Source organism: Paraburkholderia sp. J12 (assembly GCF_905220215.1).
Classification (GTDB): Bacteria; Pseudomonadota; Gammaproteobacteria; order Burkholderiales; family Burkholderiaceae; genus Paraburkholderia.
Genome location: NZ_CAJMZC010000003.1, coordinates 261934 through 277831, shown reverse-complemented (window position 1 = coordinate 277831; position 15898 = coordinate 261934). Strand labels below are relative to the sequence as shown.

The window sequence follows — 15898 nt, the reverse complement described above, 5'->3', positions numbered from 1 at the left end:
GACCCCTCATATGAATACCAGCCCTACCCAGACCGGCGCCGCGCCGCGCCTCACGAGCCTTTCGCATGGCGGCGGCTGCGGCTGCAAGATCGCGCCGGGCGTGCTTTCCGCCTTGCTCGCGCGTAGCACGCCGCTCACGGCCGCTTTCCCGAACCTGCTGGTCGGCACGGAAACGGCCGACGACGCCGCCGTGTACAAGCTCAACGACGAGCAGGCCATCGTCGCGACCACCGACTTCTTCATGCCGATCGTGGACGACCCCTACGACTTCGGCCGCATCGCCGCCACGAACGCGCTCTCGGATGTCTATGCGATGGGCGGCAAGCCCATCCTCGCGCTCGCGCTCGTGGGCATGCCGATCAACGTGCTGCCCCACGACGTGATCGCCCAGGTGCTGCGCGGCGGCGAAGACGTGTGCGCGGCGGCCGGCATTCCGGTGGCGGGCGGCCACTCGATCGACTCCGTCGAGCCGATTTACGGCCTCGCGGCGATCGGCGTGGTGCATCCGGACCGGGTCAAGCGCAATGCGTCGGCACAGGCCGGCGACGTGCTCGTGCTCGGCAAGCCGCTGGGTGTAGGCGTGCTTTCGGCTGCCCTGAAAAAAGACCGGCTCGACGCAGCCGGCTACCAGGCGATGGTCGCGGCCGCAACGAAGCTCAATACGCCGGGCGCGAAGCTGGCGGCGCTCGACGGCGTCCACGCGATGACCGACGTGACGGGTTTCGGCCTGCTCGGCCACACGCTCGAGATCGCGCGCGGCGCGGGGCTGACCGCGCACGTGCGTTATGCCGATCTGCCGTTTCTGCCAGGCGTGGAAGCATTCGTCGCCGACGGTGTTTTCACGGGCGCTTCGGGTCGCAACTGGGCCTCGTATGGCGAGAGCGTGACGCTTGGCACCGGTCTGCCGCCCGTCGCGCAGGCCCTTCTCACCGACCCGCAAACCTCGGGCGGCCTGCTCGTGGCCTGCGCGCCTGAGCGTGTGGCCGACGTACTGGCGATCTTTCGAGCGGAAGGCTTCGACGACGTCCGCACGATCGGTCAACTGAGCGCGGGCCCGGCGCGCGTGGATGTTGCATGAGGGGCGTATGAGCGCAGAGTCGCCGAAGGCCATCTTCTACGCACTGGCGGCGAATGCCGGCATTGCGGTTTGCAAATACGCGGCCGCGGCGTTCACCGGTTCCGGTTCGATGTTCGCCGAGGCGATTCACTCCACGGCCGACTGCGGCAATCAACTGCTGCTGCTCTTCGGCCTGCGCCAGTCGCGCAGGCCGCCTTCGGCGCTGCATCCGATGGGCTCGGGCCGGGCGATCAACTTCTATTCGCTGCTGGTCGCGCTGCTTCTGTTTTTCGTGGGCGGGGCGTTCTCGGTGTACGAGGGCATCCATCGGCTGATCCTGCGCGAGCCGCTGCACTACGTGTATGTGGCGCTCGTGGTGCTCGGCATTTCCGTCGTGCTCGAAGCGTTTTCGCTTTACGGCGCGATACGCGAGATTCGCAAGGGCGCGCCCACGAAATCGCTGTGGCGCTGGGCGCGCGAGACGCGCGAATCGGAACTGCTGGTCGTGGCCGGCGAGGACATCGCCGCACTCGCGGGTCTTGCCATCGCGTTCGCGGCGGTGCTGCTCACGGTCATCACGGGCAATCCGGTATGGGATGCGTGCGGCTCGATCGGCGTGGGCGTGCTGCTCATGCTGATCGCCTGGTTCATTGCGCGCGAGGTGAAGTCGATGATCGTGGGCGAATCGGCGAGCCCCGAACGGCGCCGCGAAATCGAGGCCTTTCTGCGTGCGCGGCCCGAGATACGCAGCGTCATCAACCTCATTACCCTGCAATGGGGCAAGGAGGTGGTCGTGGCCGTGCAGGCCGAAATGATCGACTACGAACAGAGCCGCGCAATGGTCGAGGCGATCAATGTGATCGAGGCGGACTTGCAGGCGCGCTTTCCGGAAGTGCGCTGGGTGTTTTTCGAGCCCGACTTCGAGAAACGCTGACCTGCCATCTCGACGTGTCCATTCACAACGCCCGGCAGTCGCAAGACTGCCGGGCGTTGTGCTTTGGGCATCGAGGATCTTAGTGACGGAACGGCGTCCAGACGGGCGTCGTTTCGTCCCAATGATCCAGCTCGGAGGGAATGGCGGGGCTCATGGCAAACTCCTTCGGTTCGTTATCCTAAGCGAAGCAGGAAACCGCCTCGCTCCGGGTTCGTTTCGTTACTGGCCGGCGCGTGCAAGACGCGTGGTATCCACGTTGCCTTCCTGAGCCGCGATGCGTTCGGCCTGCGTGCGGCCGACCAGTCCTTGCTCGGGATAGCTCGTCTTGTTGAGCGAAGGCAGGGTGCCGTCCCGATACGCCTGAACGACTTCGGCCTTCACTTCGGCACGGGTTTTCGGTGCGCTGTTGTCGCCGTGCGCCCATTGCGGGCCGTAGCTGCCCGCGGGCCCGATGCCGCCCGCGAAAGCGGGTGCGCTGGCGGCCAGTGCAACGATGAATGCGGTTGCGAGAGTGCGTTTCATGATCTGCTCCTTATGAGGCGGCCGCTGGACCCGGCAAAGGAACCAGCGGCGACAGGAGCAAATGTAGGCAAGTGTGCGGCTGCGATAAACGTTCCGAAAGTGAAATGAATTGTCGAAAATCCGGAACAATCGTTGCGCGTGCCTTGTGTGACGCGGGATGGACTTAGGCCGCCCACTCCGAAATGACTGGCGTTTCGAGCGCCGGCGCCGATTCGCGCTCTTCGATCGTGCGCATCGAGCAGGTCTTGTCGAGCGAGGCGCGGCCCGAGAGCAGCGGGCAGCGGTCGAACACTTCGGCAATCCAGTCCACGAACACGCGCACTTTCGGTGACAGATGGCGGCTGTGCGGATAGACGGCGGAAATCGGCATGGGCAGAGGCTTGAAGTCCGGCAGCACCTCGACGAGTTCGCCCGATTTCAGGTACGGCAGCACCATGTAGCGCGGCCCCTGAATCAGGCCGAAACCTTCGATGCCGCACGTTACGTAGGCGTCCGCATCGTTGACCGAAACCATGCTCTTGAGCTTGATTTCGACCTCCTTGCCGTCGACGAGAAAAGCCCAGTCGATCACGCGCCCCGTGCGCGGCGAGAAGTAATTCACGGCGCGATGCTCGGCCAGTTCCTCGAGCGTGCGCGGAATGCCGTGCCGCTCCAGATAACCCGGCGACGCGCACGAAACCCCCTCGAAGAGGCCGATGCGCCGCGCCACGAGCGAGGAATCCTGCAGGGCGCCCACGCGCACCACGCAATCCACGCCTTCCTGCAGCAGATCCACGGGCCGGTCGGAAAGACCCAGTTGCAGGTCGATATCCGGGTAGCGCGTGTGGAATTCGCACAGCGACGGAATCACGATCAGTCGTCCGATCGATCCCGGCATGTCGATGCGCAGCTTGCCGTGCGGCTTGCGGTTGCGGTCCTGGAAGGTCTGCTCGGTTTCCTCGACGTCCGCGAGAATGCGCACGCAACGCTCGTAATACGCGGCGCCGTCCGGCGTGAGCGAAAGGCGGCGCGTGGTGCGATGCATGAGCCGCACGCCGAGAAACGCTTCGAGATTCTGGATGATCGTCGTGACCGAGGCGCGCGGCATGTCGAGCGTTTCGGCTGCGCGCGTGAAGCTGTTGGTATCGACGACCCGGGTGAACACCTGCATGGCCTGAAGGCGGTCCATTGCCACTCTCCGAAAGAGTTCGGCCGCACCGCGCGCCGCAAGCGAGAAAGCGCTGCGCGCAAAAGAGGAGACAGATTGTTCAGGTGCGCCGAATTGTGTTGCCGGATTATAGGCATTTATTTGAAAGTCTGCCGAACCCACAATTCGCACCATTCGAATCTACTCTCGCGCATTGCGCCGTTTCGACATGGATGCTTTCAAGCCTTCGCCGACACCGTGGGTCGCTCCCGAAGATGCGCCGTCAACCGGCACGGCGCCGGGTACTTCTGCTCCGGCCGCTCCGGTCGCGCTGGACAGCGCTCGCGACCTGCTCACGACGGACGTGACGATCGAAGGCCACGCGCAACCGATCGGCTTGCGCCTGTACCGGCCCGCCGGTGCGAGCGGCCTGCCGGTCCTGCTCTATTTTCACGGCGGCGGTTTCGTGCGCGGCACGCTGGATGATGCCGACGAAGCCTCGCGTTTTCTCGCCACGCAACTGCCCGCATTGGTCGTTTCGGTGGACTATTCGCTCGCGCCGCGGTTTCCGTTTCCGGCTGCGCCCGAAGACGCCCACCGCGCCGCGCTGTGGGTCGCGACGCGCGCCCGCGCCTTCGGCGGCAATGCGAAACGCGTGATCGCGGCGGGCCACGACGCGGGCGGCCAGATCGCCAACGTGCTCGCTTTCATCGGACGCGATCGCGGCGACGTGCGGCTCGCGGCGCAGGCGCTCTTCGCGCCGATGCTCGACCCGAGCCTCACGCGCCTCGGCGACGAGCGGCGGCTCGGCTCCGACATCACGGCGGGCGAGTGCGCCGCGTGTTACCGGGCTTACCTGCCGGAAGCGGCGCAGCGCATGCATCCGTACGCGGCGCCGCTCGAATCGTCGCGGCTCGCGGGGCTGCCTCCCACGCTCATCATCACCGCGCAGAACGACGTGCTGCATATCGAGGCCGAAAAGTACGCGAGCCGGCTGATCGACGCGGGCGTGCGCACCCAGGTCGTGCGCTATCCCAGCGTCTCGCACGCGCAGATCGGAGCTTATCCCGCTGCGCTCAAGGAAGCCGTGCGCTTTTTCCAGTGCTGCTTTGAAGCCAGTGCACAACGATAACGAACATTGATTCATTTACCTTGGAGCCCGACATGTCACTCAAATCGCTTTCCCGTACGCGCATCGCGATGGCTACGCTTGCCGTCATCGTGGTAGCGGGGCTCGGCACCGTCGTCGCCACCCGCCTCGACGTGCACCAGGCCGTCGCCGCCGAAGCACCGCCCGCGCCGGAGGTCGATGTCGCCGCCGTGGTCCAGCGCAACATCACCGACTGGCAGAGCTATTCGGGCCGCCTCGCGGCCGTGGAAAAGGTGGATATCCGCCCGCAGGTGTCGGGCACGATCGTCTCGGTCAACTTCCGCGACGGCGCGCTCGTGAAGAAGGGCGACACGCTTTTCGTGATCGATCCGCGTCCGTACCAGGCCGCCGTGGATCAGGCCGCGGCGCAACTGGCCGCAGCGCAGGCGCGTAGCGGCTATGCACAGAGCGACTGGGAGCGCGCGCAGCGTTTGATTGGCGACAACGCCATCGCCAAACGCGATTACGACGAGAAGCAGAACGCCTCGCGCGAAGCGAGCGCGAACCTGAAGGCCGCGCAGGCCGCGCTGGAAGCCGCGCAGATCAACCTCGGCTACACGCGTATCGTCGCGCCGGTGGCGGGACGCGTGTCGCGCGCGGAAATCACCGTGGGCAACGTGGTATCGGCCGGGGCGAGCGCCGCGCCGCTCACGACGCTGGTGTCCGTTTCGCCGATCTACGCCGAGTTCGACGCCGACGAGCAGACCTACCTCGACTACATCAGCCGCATGAAGGATGGCTCGAAGGTGCCGGTGCAGCTGGGCCTTGCGAACGAAACGGGCTACTCGCGCGAAGGCACGATCGAGTCGGTGGACAACCGGCTGGATACGTCCTCGGGCACGATCCGCGTGCGTGCGCGCTTCGACAACGCCGACGGCGCGCTGGTGCCGGGTCTCTACGCGCGCATCAAGGTGAGCGGTAGCGCGCCGCATCCGGCGCTGCTCGTGGACGACGCCGCCATCGGCACCGACCAGGACAAGAAGTTTGTCTACGTGCTCGACAAGGGCGATCACGTGACCTACCGCGCGGTGCAGATCGCCGGCCTGCAGGGCAATCTGCGCGTGATCGCAGGCGGCCTGCAGCAGGGCGACCGCGTGGTGGTGAACGGCACGCAGCGCGTGCGTCCGGGCGAGGCCGTACGTGCCCACACGGTGCCGATGAACGGCGACCCGGACGGCGACGCCGCGTCCTCGCTTGCCAAAACGCCGGACGGCGCGCCCGACAACACGAAAAACGACAAGACCTCCTGACGCGGGGCGTTGGCGGACGGCGCGCCGTGGACTGAGTCCCATGGCGTGCCGCCGCAGATGTTCCCTCTGTATCCATTAGTGGAACTAAGCGTCAACTTAAAGAGCGACCCATGAACATATCGAAATTCTTCATCGACCGGCCGATCTTCGCGGGCGTGCTGTCCGTGCTGATCCTGCTGGCCGGGGTGATCGCCCTGTTCCAGCTGCCGATCTCCGAGTATCCCGAGGTCGTGCCGCCTTCGGTGGTGGTGCACGCCCAGTATCCGGGCGCGAACCCCAAGGTGATCGCCGAAACGGTGGCGGCGCCGCTGGAAGAGCAGATCAACGGCGTGGAGAACATGCTCTACATGCAGTCGCAGGCCAATAGCGACGGCAATCTCACGCTCACGGTCACGTTCCGTCTCGGCACGGACCCGGACAAGGCCACGCAGCTCGTGCAGAACCGCGTGAACCAGGCGCTGCCGCGCCTGCCGGAAGACGTCCAGCGTCTTGGCATCACGACGATCAAGAGCTCGCCCACGCTCACGATGGTGGTGCACCTGATCTCGCCGAACAACCAGTACGACATGACGTACCTGCGCAACTATGCGCTGCTCAACGTCAAGGACCGCCTCTCGAACATCCAGGGCGTGGGCGAAGTGCAGCTGTGGGGTTCGGGCGACTACGCCATGCGCATCTGGCTCGATCCGCAGAAGGTGGCGCAGCGCAATCTCACTGCGCAGGACGTGGTCAATGCGATTCGCGAGCAGAACGTGCAGGTTGCGGCGGGTGTGATCGGCGCGTCGCCTAGCGTGCCCGGTACGCCGTTGCAGCTGAGCGTGAACGCGCGCGGCCGTCTGAGCACGGAAAGCGAATTCGGCAACATCATCGTCAAGACCAATCCGGACGGCGGCGTGACTTATCTGCGCGACATCGCGCGTATCGAGCTGGCGGCGTCCGAATACGGTTTGCGCTCGCTGCTCGACAACAAGCCCGCCGTGGCGCTCGCGATCAATCAGGCGCCGGGCGCGAACTCGCTCGCGATTTCCGACCAGGTGCGCGCGGCGATGAAGGACCTCAAGCAGGACATGCCTGCGGGCGTGGACTATCGCATCGTCTACGACCCCACGCAGTTCGTGCGTTCGAGCATCGAGGCGGTGGTGCATACGCTGCTCGAAGCGATCGCGCTCGTGGTGATCGTCGTGATCGTGTTCCTGCAGACCTGGCGCGCGTCGATCATTCCGCTGATCGCGGTGCCGGTGTCGATCGTCGGCACGTTTTCGCTGCTGCTCGCGTTCGGTTTCTCGATCAACGCGCTTTCGCTGTTCGGCATGGTGCTCGCAATCGGCATTGTGGTGGACGATGCGATCGTGGTGGTGGAGAACGTCGAGCGCAACATCGAGAGCGGGCTGTCCGCGCGCGACGCCACTTACAAGGCGATGCAGGAAGTGAGCGGACCGATTATCGCCATCGCGCTCACGCTGGTCGCCGTGTTCGTGCCGCTTGCGTTCATGAGCGGTCTCACGGGCCAGTTCTACAAGCAGTTTGCGATGACCATCGCCATTTCGACGGTGATCTCGGCATTCAATTCGCTCACGCTGTCGCCCGCGCTCTCGGCGCTGCTGCTGCGCGGTCACGGTGCGAAGGAAGACTGGCTCACGCGCGTCATGAACCGCGTGCTCGGCGGGTTCTTCCGCCGCTTCAACAAGGTTTTCCATCGCGGTTCGGAGAACTACGGGCGCGGCGTGAACGGCGTGCTGCGCCGCAAGGGCGCGATGCTCGCTGTCTATGTGGTGCTGATCGGCGCGACCGTGCTGATGGCGCGCATCGTGCCGGGCGGCTTCGTGCCCGCGCAGGACAAGGAGTATCTGATCGCGTTCGCGCAACTGCCGAACGGCGCTTCGCTCGACCGCACCGAAGGCGTGATCCGCGACATGAGCGCCATCGCGCTCAAGCAGCCGGGCGTGGAAAGCGCCGTGGCGTTCCCGGGTCTCTCGGTGAATGGCTTCACCAATAGCTCGAGCGCGGGCATCGTGTTCGTTACGCTCAAGCCGTTCAAGGAGCGTCACGGCAAGGCACTTTCGGCGGGCGCCATTGCGGGCGCGTTGAACCAGCAGTATGCGCAGATCAAGGACTCGTTCATCGCCGTGTTCCCGCCGCCGCCGGTGCTCGGGCTCGGTACGCTGGGCGGCTTCAAGATGCAGCTCGAGGATCACGGCGCGCTCGGCTACGAAGCGCTCAACCGTGCGACCCAGGACTTCGTCAAGCGCGCGGCGCAAACGCCCGAGCTTGGCCCGACGTTCTCGAACTATCAGATCAACGTGCCGCAACTGAACGTCGATCTCGACCGCACCAAGGCCAAGCAGCTCGGCGTGCCGGTGACGGACGTGTTCGACACGATGCAGATCTATCTCGGCTCGCTGTATGTGAACGACTTCAACCGCTTCGGACGCGTGTATCAGGTGCGCGTGCAAGCCGATGCCCCGTTCCGCCAGAGGGCCGACGACATCCTGCAACTGAAGACGCGCAACGCCGCGGGCGACATGGTGCCGCTCTCGTCGCTCGTGACGGTCACGCCGACGTACGGCCCCGAAATGGTGGTGCGCTACAACGGCTACACCGCCGCCGACATCAACGGCGGTCCCGCGCCGGGTTATTCGTCGGGGCAGGCGCAGGATGCAGCCGAGCGCATCGCGGCCGAGGTGCTGCCGCGCGGCGTGAAGTTCGAATGGACCGACCTGACGTATCAACAGGTGCTGGCCGGCAACTCGGGTGTCTGGGTGTTCCCGATCAGCGTGCTGCTGGTGTTCCTCGTGCTCGCGGCGCTCTACGAGAGCCTCACGCTGCCGCTCGCGGTGATCCTGATCGTGCCGATGAGCGTGTTGTGCGCGCTCACGGGCGTGTGGCTCACTCAGGGCGACAACAACATCTTCACGCAGATCGGCTTGATGGTGCTGGTGGGGCTCGCTTCGAAGAACGCGATCCTGATCGTGGAGTTTGCACGCGAGCTGGAGCACGACGGCCACTCGCCGCTCTCGGCGGCCATTGAAGCGAGCCGCATGCGTCTGCGCCCGATCCTGATGACGTCCATCGCGTTCATCATGGGGGTGGTGCCGCTCGTGCTCTCCACTGGCGCAGGTTCGGAAATGCGTCATGCCATGGGCGTGGCCGTGTTCTTCGGCATGATCGGCGTGACCGCGTTCGGCCTGTTGCTCACGCCGGTGTTCTATGTAGTGCTGCGTACGATTGCGGGCGGCAAGATCCATGTCGCGCAGAAGGACAGTGCGCGCGCGCCGCTGCCCACGGTGGACGCTTGAGGGAGAAGAAAAATATGACTGACTACTCAATGGCAGAGAATGCAGGGGCGAACAGGTCGACGTGGCTGCGCCGCACGCGTCTTGCCGCAGGCGTGGCGCTGTTCGCCTGGCTCGCGGCCTGTTCGGTCGAGCCGACCTATCGCGTGCCCGACGCGGGCGTGCCGGCCGCGTTCAAGGAAGCGCAGCAGCCGCCCGCCGGCCCGCACGACGTAGGCAACTGGGCGCCCGCGCAACCCGCCGACGACGCGCATCGCGGCCAGTGGTGGACCGTATTCGGCGATCCCACGCTGAACGCGCTGGAAGAGCAGGCGCAGGCCGCGAACCAGGACCTGAAGGCCGCAGCAGCACGCGTGCAGCAGGCGCGCGCAGTAACGCAGGCCGCGCGGGCTTCGTGGTTCCCGTCGCTCGATGCGGGCTTCGGGCCGACCTACGAACGTCCTTCTCCGGCTTCGCAGTTCCTGTCGCAGAACGCCTATGTGCCCACGCAAACGCTTTGGCGCGCGCAAGGTACGGCGTCGTATGAAGCCGACCTGTTCGGCCGCGTGAGTTCGAACGTGAGCGCCGCGCGTGCAGACGCTCAGCAGAGCGAAGCGTTGTTCCGCTCGGTGCAGCTTTCGTTGCAGGCGGACGTGGCGCAGAACTACTTCCAGCTGCGCCAGTACGATTCGGACGTCGATCTGTACCGCCGCACGGTGGCATTGCGCGAAGACGCGCTCAAGCTCGTCGAGCGCCGCTTCAAGGAAGGCGACATCAGCGAGCTTGACGTCGCGCAGGCGCGCAACGAACTGGCGAGCGCGCGTGCCGACGCGGTGGGCGTCGCGCGCCAGCGCGCGGCTTCGGAGCATAGTCTTGCGATCCTGCTCGGCAAGGCGCCGGCGGACTTCACGTTCCCCGAAACGCCGCTGGCATCCGTGAACGTGCGCGTGCCGCCCGGCCTGCCCTCGACGCTGCTGGAGCGCCGCCCCGACATCGCCGCCGCCGAGCGCGCGATGGCCGCGGCCAACGCGCGCGTGGGCCTCGCGAAGTCGGCGTTTTTCCCGAAGCTCGACATCACGGGGGCGTTCGGCTATGAGTCGGCCTCGCTCGGCGACCTCTTCATGTGGTCGAGCCGTGCGTTCCTGCTCGGGCCGTTCGCGGGCACGGCGCTCACGCTGCCGCTCTTCGACGGCGGCCGCCGCCGCGCCAATCTCGATCAGGCGCGCGGGAAGTACGACGAGGACGTGGCGCAGTATCGCCAGCAGGTGCTCGTGGCGTTCCGCGAAGTGGAGGACAACCTCTCCGACCTGTGTTTGCTGGACGACCAGATCCGCGAGCAGGACGAGGCCGTGAACGCCTCGGAGCGCTCCGCCCATCTTTCGCGGACGCAGTACGACGAAGGCGAGGTGAGTTATCTGAACGTGATCGACAGCGAGCGTGACGTGTTGGTCGCGCAGTTGCAGGCGAGCCATCTGCAGGGCTCGCAGGCGGTGGCGACGGTCAACCTGATTCGCGCGCTGGGCGGCGGCTGGGGCGATGCGAAGGCCGACGATCCGAATCACGACGGCAGTGCGCCGCCGGCGGCGCCGCTGGCTTCGCGTTAGGCTCCAGGCGCATTCTAGCGCCCCAAAAACGTGCGTCGGTTCTTGCCGGCGCACGTTTTTTTCCGCATATCGCCAGCGGCGATTTCCTTTGCGTAATCCGTTCGTAGACCCTGCGTTCGCGCGCCTCTATCATCGGCTGGACCCATCTGGAGCAGATGGCGATGGGCAGCGCGCAGAACGCCTTCATGCGTTCCGCGCGCGGATGCATTTTCCCGCCGGCCTGTCGCGTCGCTCCTGAATGAACGAAGTTCTTCTTCCATTCGAGGACCGCGATGAACCGTGCCGTGCGTACCCTGTTGCGCCAGTTTCCCCTGCAACGATTCGGGCTGCTTGCGGCCGTGGCCGTGACGCTCGCCGTATCGGCGCTGCACGCGCACGCCGATACGCCCACGCTCAAGGTGGGCATCGCCACCACGCCGCAGATCGGCGCGCTGCAGGAAGCGGCGCGTGAGGCCAAGGTCCAGGGCCTCGACGTGAAGATCATCGAATTCACCGACTGGAACACGCCGAACGCCGCGCTCGCGAACAAGGACATCGACGTCAATTATTTCCAGCACACGCCGTTTCTGGAGAATGCCGAAAAGCAGGGCGGCTATAAGTTCGTCGCCATCGCGCCCGGCACGATCATGAAGATCGGCCTGTACTCGAAGAAGGTGAAGCGCTTCGAAGACCTGAAGGACGGGGCGACCGTCGCCATTGCGAACGATCCCGTGAATGGCGGGCGCGGCCTGTTGCTGCTGCAGCGCGCCGGCCTCATCAAGCTCAAGCCCGGCGCGGACTATCGCGCCACGACGCTCGACATCGTTTCGAACCCCAAACATCTGAAGATCGTGCAGTTAGAAGCGTCGCAACTCGCGCGCTCGCTCGACGACGTCGATCTCGCCCAGGGCTACCCGAGCTTCATCAAACTCGCCGGCACGGCCGATCCGAACAGCGCACTGCTCTTCGACGGCGTGGAAAACAAGGCCTTTGCGCTCCAGTTCGTTGTGCGGCCCGAAAGCGTGAACGATCCGCGCATTCTCAAGTTCATCGACATCTACCAGCATTCGCCGGCCGTGCGCAAGAAGCTCGACGAAGCTTTCGGCAATCTCTACGCTGTGGCCTGGTAAGTAGCTGGCTGTCCTATATGTGTGACCTGAGCGACGCGAGCGAGGAGCAGCGATGATGAAATGGTTCGGCGCGGCGCGCTTCGTCGAAGCGGGGCCATCGGCGGGAGAGGCGGTACGCGACGCCGATCCTTCGCAGCCCGCCGTGGTGTTCGAGAAGATCGGCAAGGTGTATGGCGGCGCCGCGCAACCGGCGCTCGCCGAAGTCGATCTCCAGGTGGCGAAGGGCGAAGTGTTCGGCATCATCGGGCGCAGCGGCGCCGGCAAATCGACGCTGCTGCGACTCGTGAACGGCCTCGAAAAGCCGACCTCCGGCACCGTGCGCGTGCACGGCATCGACGTGGGCGCGCTCGGCACGCCCGGGCTCGTGGCGCTGCGCCGCCGTACCGGCATGGTGTTTCAGCACTTCAACCTGCTCTCCGCGAAGACGGTGCACGACAACATCGCGCTGCCGCTGAAGATCGCCGGCGTGCCCAAAGTCGCGCGCGAGGCCCGCGTGAATGCGCTGCTCGAACTGGTGGGTCTCACCGAGCGCCGCGATGCGTGGCCCGCACGGCTCTCCGGCGGTCAGAAGCAGCGCGTGGGCATTGCGCGCGCGCTGGTGCACGAACCCGATATCCTGCTGTGCGACGAGGCCACTTCGGCACTCGATCCGGAAACCACGCGTTCCATTCTGGCGCTGCTGCGCGATATCAACCGGCGGCTTGGGGTCACGATCGTGCTCATCACGCACGAGATGGAAGTGATACGCGACGTTTGCGATACGGTGGCGGTGATCGAGCGTGGCGAAGTGGTCGAACAGGGGCCCGTGTGGCGCGTGTTCGGCAATCCTCAGCACGATGCCACGCGCGCGCTGCTGCACACGCCGGGTCACGATCTGCCCGACGATCTGGCCGCGCGTTTGCGTTCGGCGCCCGATGCGGATTCGCATGCGCTGTTCGACGTGCGCTTTACCGGTGAAGCGTCGGAAGAACCCGAGCTTGCCGTGCTCGCGCAGGCATTCGGCACGCACGGCGTGCGTTTCGTGCACGGCGGCATCGAGCGGATCCAGGGGCGCGCGCAAGGGCGTCTCGTCGTTTCCGCGCCTGTGCGCGGTGCCGAAGAAGCGCAAGCGCTGGCCGTGGCGGCGCGCGCGTATGCCAGCCGCGTGGAGGTGCTGGGTTATGTCTGACTTCTGGATTTCCGAATTGCCCGGCGGGATACGCGATACGCTGGTCATGGTCGGCGTATCGGCAATCTTCGCACTCCTGATCGGTATTCCGATCGCGCTTCTGCTCGTCACCACGGGGCGCGGCGGCATTTTCGAGCGCCCCGCGGTCAACACTGCGGTAGGCGCGGCCGTCAATGCTTTCCGCTCGACGCCCTTCATCATCCTGCTCGTGGCGCTGTTGCCGCTCACGCGGCTGCTCGTGGGGACCACCATCGGCGTCTGGGCGGCCATCGTGCCGCTCTCCATCGCGGCGATTCCGTTTTTCGCGCGCGTGGCCGAAGTGAGCCTGCGCGAAGTGGACCGCGGCCTCATCGAAGCCGCGCAGGCCATGGGCGCGCAGCGCCGCCACATCGTCTGGCACGTGCTTCTGCCCGAAGCCTTGCCGGGCATGGTGGGCGGCTTCACGATCACGGTGGTGGCGATGATCGGCTCGTCGGCAATGGCGGGCGCGGTCGGCGCGGGTGGCCTGGGGGATCTCGCGATACGCTACGGCTACCAGCGTTTCGATACGACGGTGATGGTGACGGTGATCGTGCTGCTGATCGCCATCGTCGCTGCCGTGCAGTTCACGGGCGACCTGGTGGTGCGGCGACTTTTGCGGCGAACCTGAGCGCCGCGGCCTGCGCGATCCATCGACGCAACGCAACGCCACGCTACACGACGCGCGCGCAGCTTCGGCTGCGCGCGCTGCTTTAAGCAACTCATTCAGGAAGACAGGCATGAACGATATCCTCGCGCCCCTGGTCGAGGCCCTGCGTGCGAGCGCCGCGCAACGCGATCTCGCAGGCGGCCACGCGGCAGACGAAAAGCGGCTGATCGCCGAGGCGGGTCTGCTGACGATTGCCGTACCGCGCGAATTCGGCGGCCAGGGCGCCACGTGGCAGACGGTGTACGAGACGATCCGCACGCTCGCGCGCGTGGATAGCGCGCTTGCGCATCTGCTGGGCTTCCAGTGCCTTCAGGTGGCGAGCGTCGATCTGTGGGGCAGCGCCTCGCAGCGCGCGAGCTGGTTGCGCGGCACGGCGGAGAACCGCTGGTGGTGGGGCAACGCCGTCAATCCGCTCGATACGCGGCTCGTCGCGCAGCCCGCGGCGGAAGACGGCTGGCGCCTGCACGGCAAGAAGGGTTTCTGTTCCGGCACGCTCGGCTCGCAGATGATGACCGTGAGCGCCCACGATCCCGTGAGCGGTTTGCCCGTGTTCGCGGTCGTGCCCACCACGCGCGCGGGCATCGTCGTGCACGACGACTGGGACCCCATCGGCCAGCGGCAGACCGATAGCGGTACGGTGTCGTTCGAAGGCGTGGAAGTGCGCGCGACCGAGGTGCTGCAGCGGCCCGAGACGCCGCGCGCCACGCTGCGCACGCTCGTTTCGCAACTGGTGCTGACCAACCTCTTCGTCGGCATTGCGCAGGGCGCGCTCGAAGAAGCGCGCGAATATGTGCTGAAGAATGGGCGCCCGTGGGTCAACTCGGGCGTGGCGCAGGCGAGCGACGACCCCTACCTCCAGCAGCGCTTCGGCGAACTGCGCATCCAGTCGCTTTCGGCCGAGGTGCTGGCCGACCGCGCGGCCGTGCTGCTCGACGCGGCCTGGCAGCAGGGCGACGCCCTCGAAGCGTCCACGCGCGCCGAGCTTTCGCTCGCGATTTCGGAAGCGAAGATCGTCGCGCACCGCGCGTCGCTCTTTGCCGGCGAGCAGCTTTTCGACGCCTGCGGTGCACGCTCCACGGCGGCGGCGCTCGCGCTCGACCGTTTCTGGCGCAACGCGCGCGTGCATACGCTGCACGATCCGCTCGACTATCGCGTCCGCGATGTGGGGCGTCACGCACTCACGCGCGAACTCCCGGAGCCGAGCCTGTACACCTGAAGGACCGATCGCAGCGGCGAACCGGTGGCTCGCGTGGCGGACGTTCAGCAGAAGCGGAAAAAGGGGAATCGAAGCAGGAGGGAACGGAAACAGCCAGGGAAAGAAAGGCGCTTCGCCGTCCGGCGAGGTGGGTGCGCCGGACGGCTTCGCGTCTTGGTCTCGTGTCCGGGTGGGCCCGGATCTACTCTCCTCGCTAGGCAGCCTCGGCGATGCCGTCCGGCGTAACGACTTCCGGAAGGTCGCTCTCGGTCTGCGTGGCGCCCCGTCGCGCCGCAGCCGCCTTTTTCGTCTTGCCGGCGCGCGAAGGCGGCTGGCATGCCCCGCACACGACGTTGTGCTGCAGGTCGTGGCGATGCGCGACGAATTTGCCACCGCAACGGCAGCAAGGCGTCAACTGCAGAATGTCGGCATCGAAAAACCGCACCAGGGTCCACGCACGCGTGAGGTCGAGCACGGGCTCGGTCTCGCTGTGGCGGCAGTGTTCCAGATACAGCCGGAACCCCTTGGTGAGCGCGTCGAGATGCGAGCAACGCGCTTCGTTCTTGAGGAACAGGTACGTGTTGTAGAACAGCGAAGCATGAATGTTCGCCAGCCACGTCATGTACCAGTCCGCCGAGAACGGCAACATCCCTTTGGGCGGCGATACGCCGCGGATCTCGCGATACAGGCGGATCATGCGGTCGCGCGAGAGCGAGAGCTCGCTTTCGAGCACCTGCATGCGCGCGCCCAGCTCGATCAGCGCGATCGCGCGGAAAACTTCCTGGGCATCTTCGGTGAGGCTGCGCCGCGTGGTCATGACGTC

13 protein-coding genes are annotated in these 15898 nt (G+C 66.0%); 10 read left to right on the top strand and 3 right to left on the bottom strand.

Annotated features, from left to right (window positions below; genetic code table 11):
* The first annotated feature begins 10 nt into the window (after positions 1-10).
* Together selD and U5760_RS09995 are read left to right on the top strand one after the other, a co-directional pair.
* The gene (gene selD / locus U5760_RS10000; protein WP_322011421.1) at positions 11-1078 is read left to right on the top strand and encodes a selenide, water dikinase SelD; all 1068 of its coding nucleotides are present in this window, start codon (positions 11-13) and stop codon (positions 1076-1078) included.
* 7 nt (positions 1079-1085) lie between these two features.
* Positions 1086-1991 carry a cation diffusion facilitator family transporter gene (locus tag U5760_RS09995; protein ID WP_322011419.1) on the top strand — a complete coding sequence of 302 codons (906 nt, stop codon included), beginning with the start codon at positions 1086-1088 and terminating at the stop codon, positions 1989-1991.
* Between the two features lie 219 nt (positions 1992-2210).
* Here U5760_RS09995 and U5760_RS09990 read toward each other — a convergent pair whose 3' ends face one another.
* Complete coding sequence (locus tag U5760_RS09990) at positions 2211-2513, bottom strand: DUF4148 domain-containing protein (protein WP_322011417.1); 303 nt, start codon at positions 2511-2513, stop codon at positions 2211-2213.
* 163 nt (positions 2514-2676) lie between these two features.
* On the bottom strand, positions 2677-3681 hold the full coding sequence (locus U5760_RS09985) for a LysR family transcriptional regulator (RefSeq protein WP_322011416.1): 1005 nt from the start codon (positions 3679-3681) through the stop codon (positions 2677-2679).
* Between the two features lie 187 nt (positions 3682-3868).
* On the opposite strand from U5760_RS09985, the gene U5760_RS09980 reads away from it, so the two are divergent.
* The 8 genes from U5760_RS09980 (at position 3869) to U5760_RS09945 (ending at position 15096) form a co-directional block, all read left to right on the top strand.
* Positions 3869-4771: an alpha/beta hydrolase gene (locus U5760_RS09980; protein ID WP_322011414.1), complete on the top strand. Its 903-nt coding sequence runs from the start codon at positions 3869-3871 to the stop codon at positions 4769-4771.
* Positions 4772-4803: 32 nt separating this feature from the next.
* Complete coding sequence (locus tag U5760_RS09975; RefSeq protein ID WP_322011413.1) at positions 4804-6039, top strand: efflux RND transporter periplasmic adaptor subunit; 1236 nt, start codon at positions 4804-4806, stop codon at positions 6037-6039.
* A gap of 110 nt (positions 6040-6149) precedes the next feature.
* The gene (locus tag U5760_RS09970; RefSeq protein WP_322011412.1) at positions 6150-9335 is read left to right on the top strand and encodes an efflux RND transporter permease subunit; all 3186 of its coding nucleotides are present in this window, start codon (positions 6150-6152) and stop codon (positions 9333-9335) included.
* Positions 9336-9364: 29 nt separating this feature from the next.
* Positions 9365-10915, top strand: coding sequence for an efflux transporter outer membrane subunit (locus tag U5760_RS09965; protein ID WP_415914079.1), 1551 nt, complete (start codon positions 9365-9367; stop codon positions 10913-10915).
* Between the two features lie 272 nt (positions 10916-11187).
* Positions 11188-12024 carry a MetQ/NlpA family ABC transporter substrate-binding protein gene (locus U5760_RS09960; protein WP_322011410.1) on the top strand — a complete coding sequence of 279 codons (837 nt, stop codon included), beginning with the start codon at positions 11188-11190 and terminating at the stop codon, positions 12022-12024.
* A gap of 52 nt (positions 12025-12076) precedes the next feature.
* The gene (locus tag U5760_RS09955; RefSeq protein ID WP_322011409.1) at positions 12077-13192 is read left to right on the top strand and encodes a methionine ABC transporter ATP-binding protein; all 1116 of its coding nucleotides are present in this window, start codon (positions 12077-12079) and stop codon (positions 13190-13192) included.
* Entirely contained in the window at positions 13185-13841 is a 657-nt protein-coding gene (locus U5760_RS09950; protein ID WP_322011407.1) for a methionine ABC transporter permease, read from the top strand. Before U5760_RS09955 ends, U5760_RS09950 begins: the two co-directional genes overlap by 8 nt.
* Positions 13842-13950: 109 nt before the next feature.
* On the top strand, positions 13951-15096 hold the full coding sequence (locus tag U5760_RS09945) for an acyl-CoA dehydrogenase family protein (protein ID WP_322011405.1): 1146 nt from the start codon (positions 13951-13953) through the stop codon (positions 15094-15096).
* Between the two features lie 193 nt (positions 15097-15289).
* On the opposite strand, the gene flhC is transcribed toward U5760_RS09945, so the two are convergent.
* Positions 15290-15892 (bottom strand): flagellar transcriptional regulator FlhC, encoded by a 603-nt coding sequence (gene flhC / locus U5760_RS09940; RefSeq protein ID WP_028229122.1) that lies wholly within the window; start codon positions 15890-15892, stop codon positions 15290-15292.
* Positions 15893-15898 lie beyond the last annotated feature (6 nt).

Bases quoted from the DNA above. Each gene is read 5' to 3' on its own strand.
- selD (WP_322011421.1), top strand. From the start codon at position 11: ATGAATACCAGCCCTACCCAGACCGGCGCCGCGCCGCGCCTCACGAGC.
- flhC (WP_028229122.1), bottom strand. From the start codon at position 15,892: ATGACCACGCGGCGCAGCCTCACCGAAGATGCCCAGGAAGTTTTCCGC.
- U5760_RS09960 (WP_322011410.1), top strand. From the start codon at position 11,188: ATGAACCGTGCCGTGCGTACCCTGTTGCGCCAGTTTCCCCTGCAACGA.
- U5760_RS09990 (WP_322011417.1), bottom strand. From the start codon at position 2,513: ATGAAACGCACTCTCGCAACCGCATTCATCGTTGCACTGGCCGCCAGC.
- U5760_RS09955 (WP_322011409.1), top strand. From the start codon at position 12,077: ATGATGAAATGGTTCGGCGCGGCGCGCTTCGTCGAAGCGGGGCCATCG.
- U5760_RS09945 (WP_322011405.1), top strand. From the start codon at position 13,951: ATGAACGATATCCTCGCGCCCCTGGTCGAGGCCCTGCGTGCGAGCGCC.
- U5760_RS09965 (WP_415914079.1), top strand. From the start codon at position 9,365: ATGGCAGAGAATGCAGGGGCGAACAGGTCGACGTGGCTGCGCCGCACG.
- U5760_RS09970 (WP_322011412.1), top strand. From the start codon at position 6,150: ATGAACATATCGAAATTCTTCATCGACCGGCCGATCTTCGCGGGCGTG.
- U5760_RS09980 (WP_322011414.1), top strand. From the start codon at position 3,869: ATGGATGCTTTCAAGCCTTCGCCGACACCGTGGGTCGCTCCCGAAGAT.
- U5760_RS09975 (WP_322011413.1), top strand. From the start codon at position 4,804: ATGTCACTCAAATCGCTTTCCCGTACGCGCATCGCGATGGCTACGCTT.
- U5760_RS09950 (WP_322011407.1), top strand. From the start codon at position 13,185: ATGTCTGACTTCTGGATTTCCGAATTGCCCGGCGGGATACGCGATACG.
- U5760_RS09985 (WP_322011416.1), bottom strand. From the start codon at position 3,681: ATGGACCGCCTTCAGGCCATGCAGGTGTTCACCCGGGTCGTCGATACC.
- U5760_RS09995 (WP_322011419.1), top strand. From the start codon at position 1,086: ATGAGCGCAGAGTCGCCGAAGGCCATCTTCTACGCACTGGCGGCGAAT.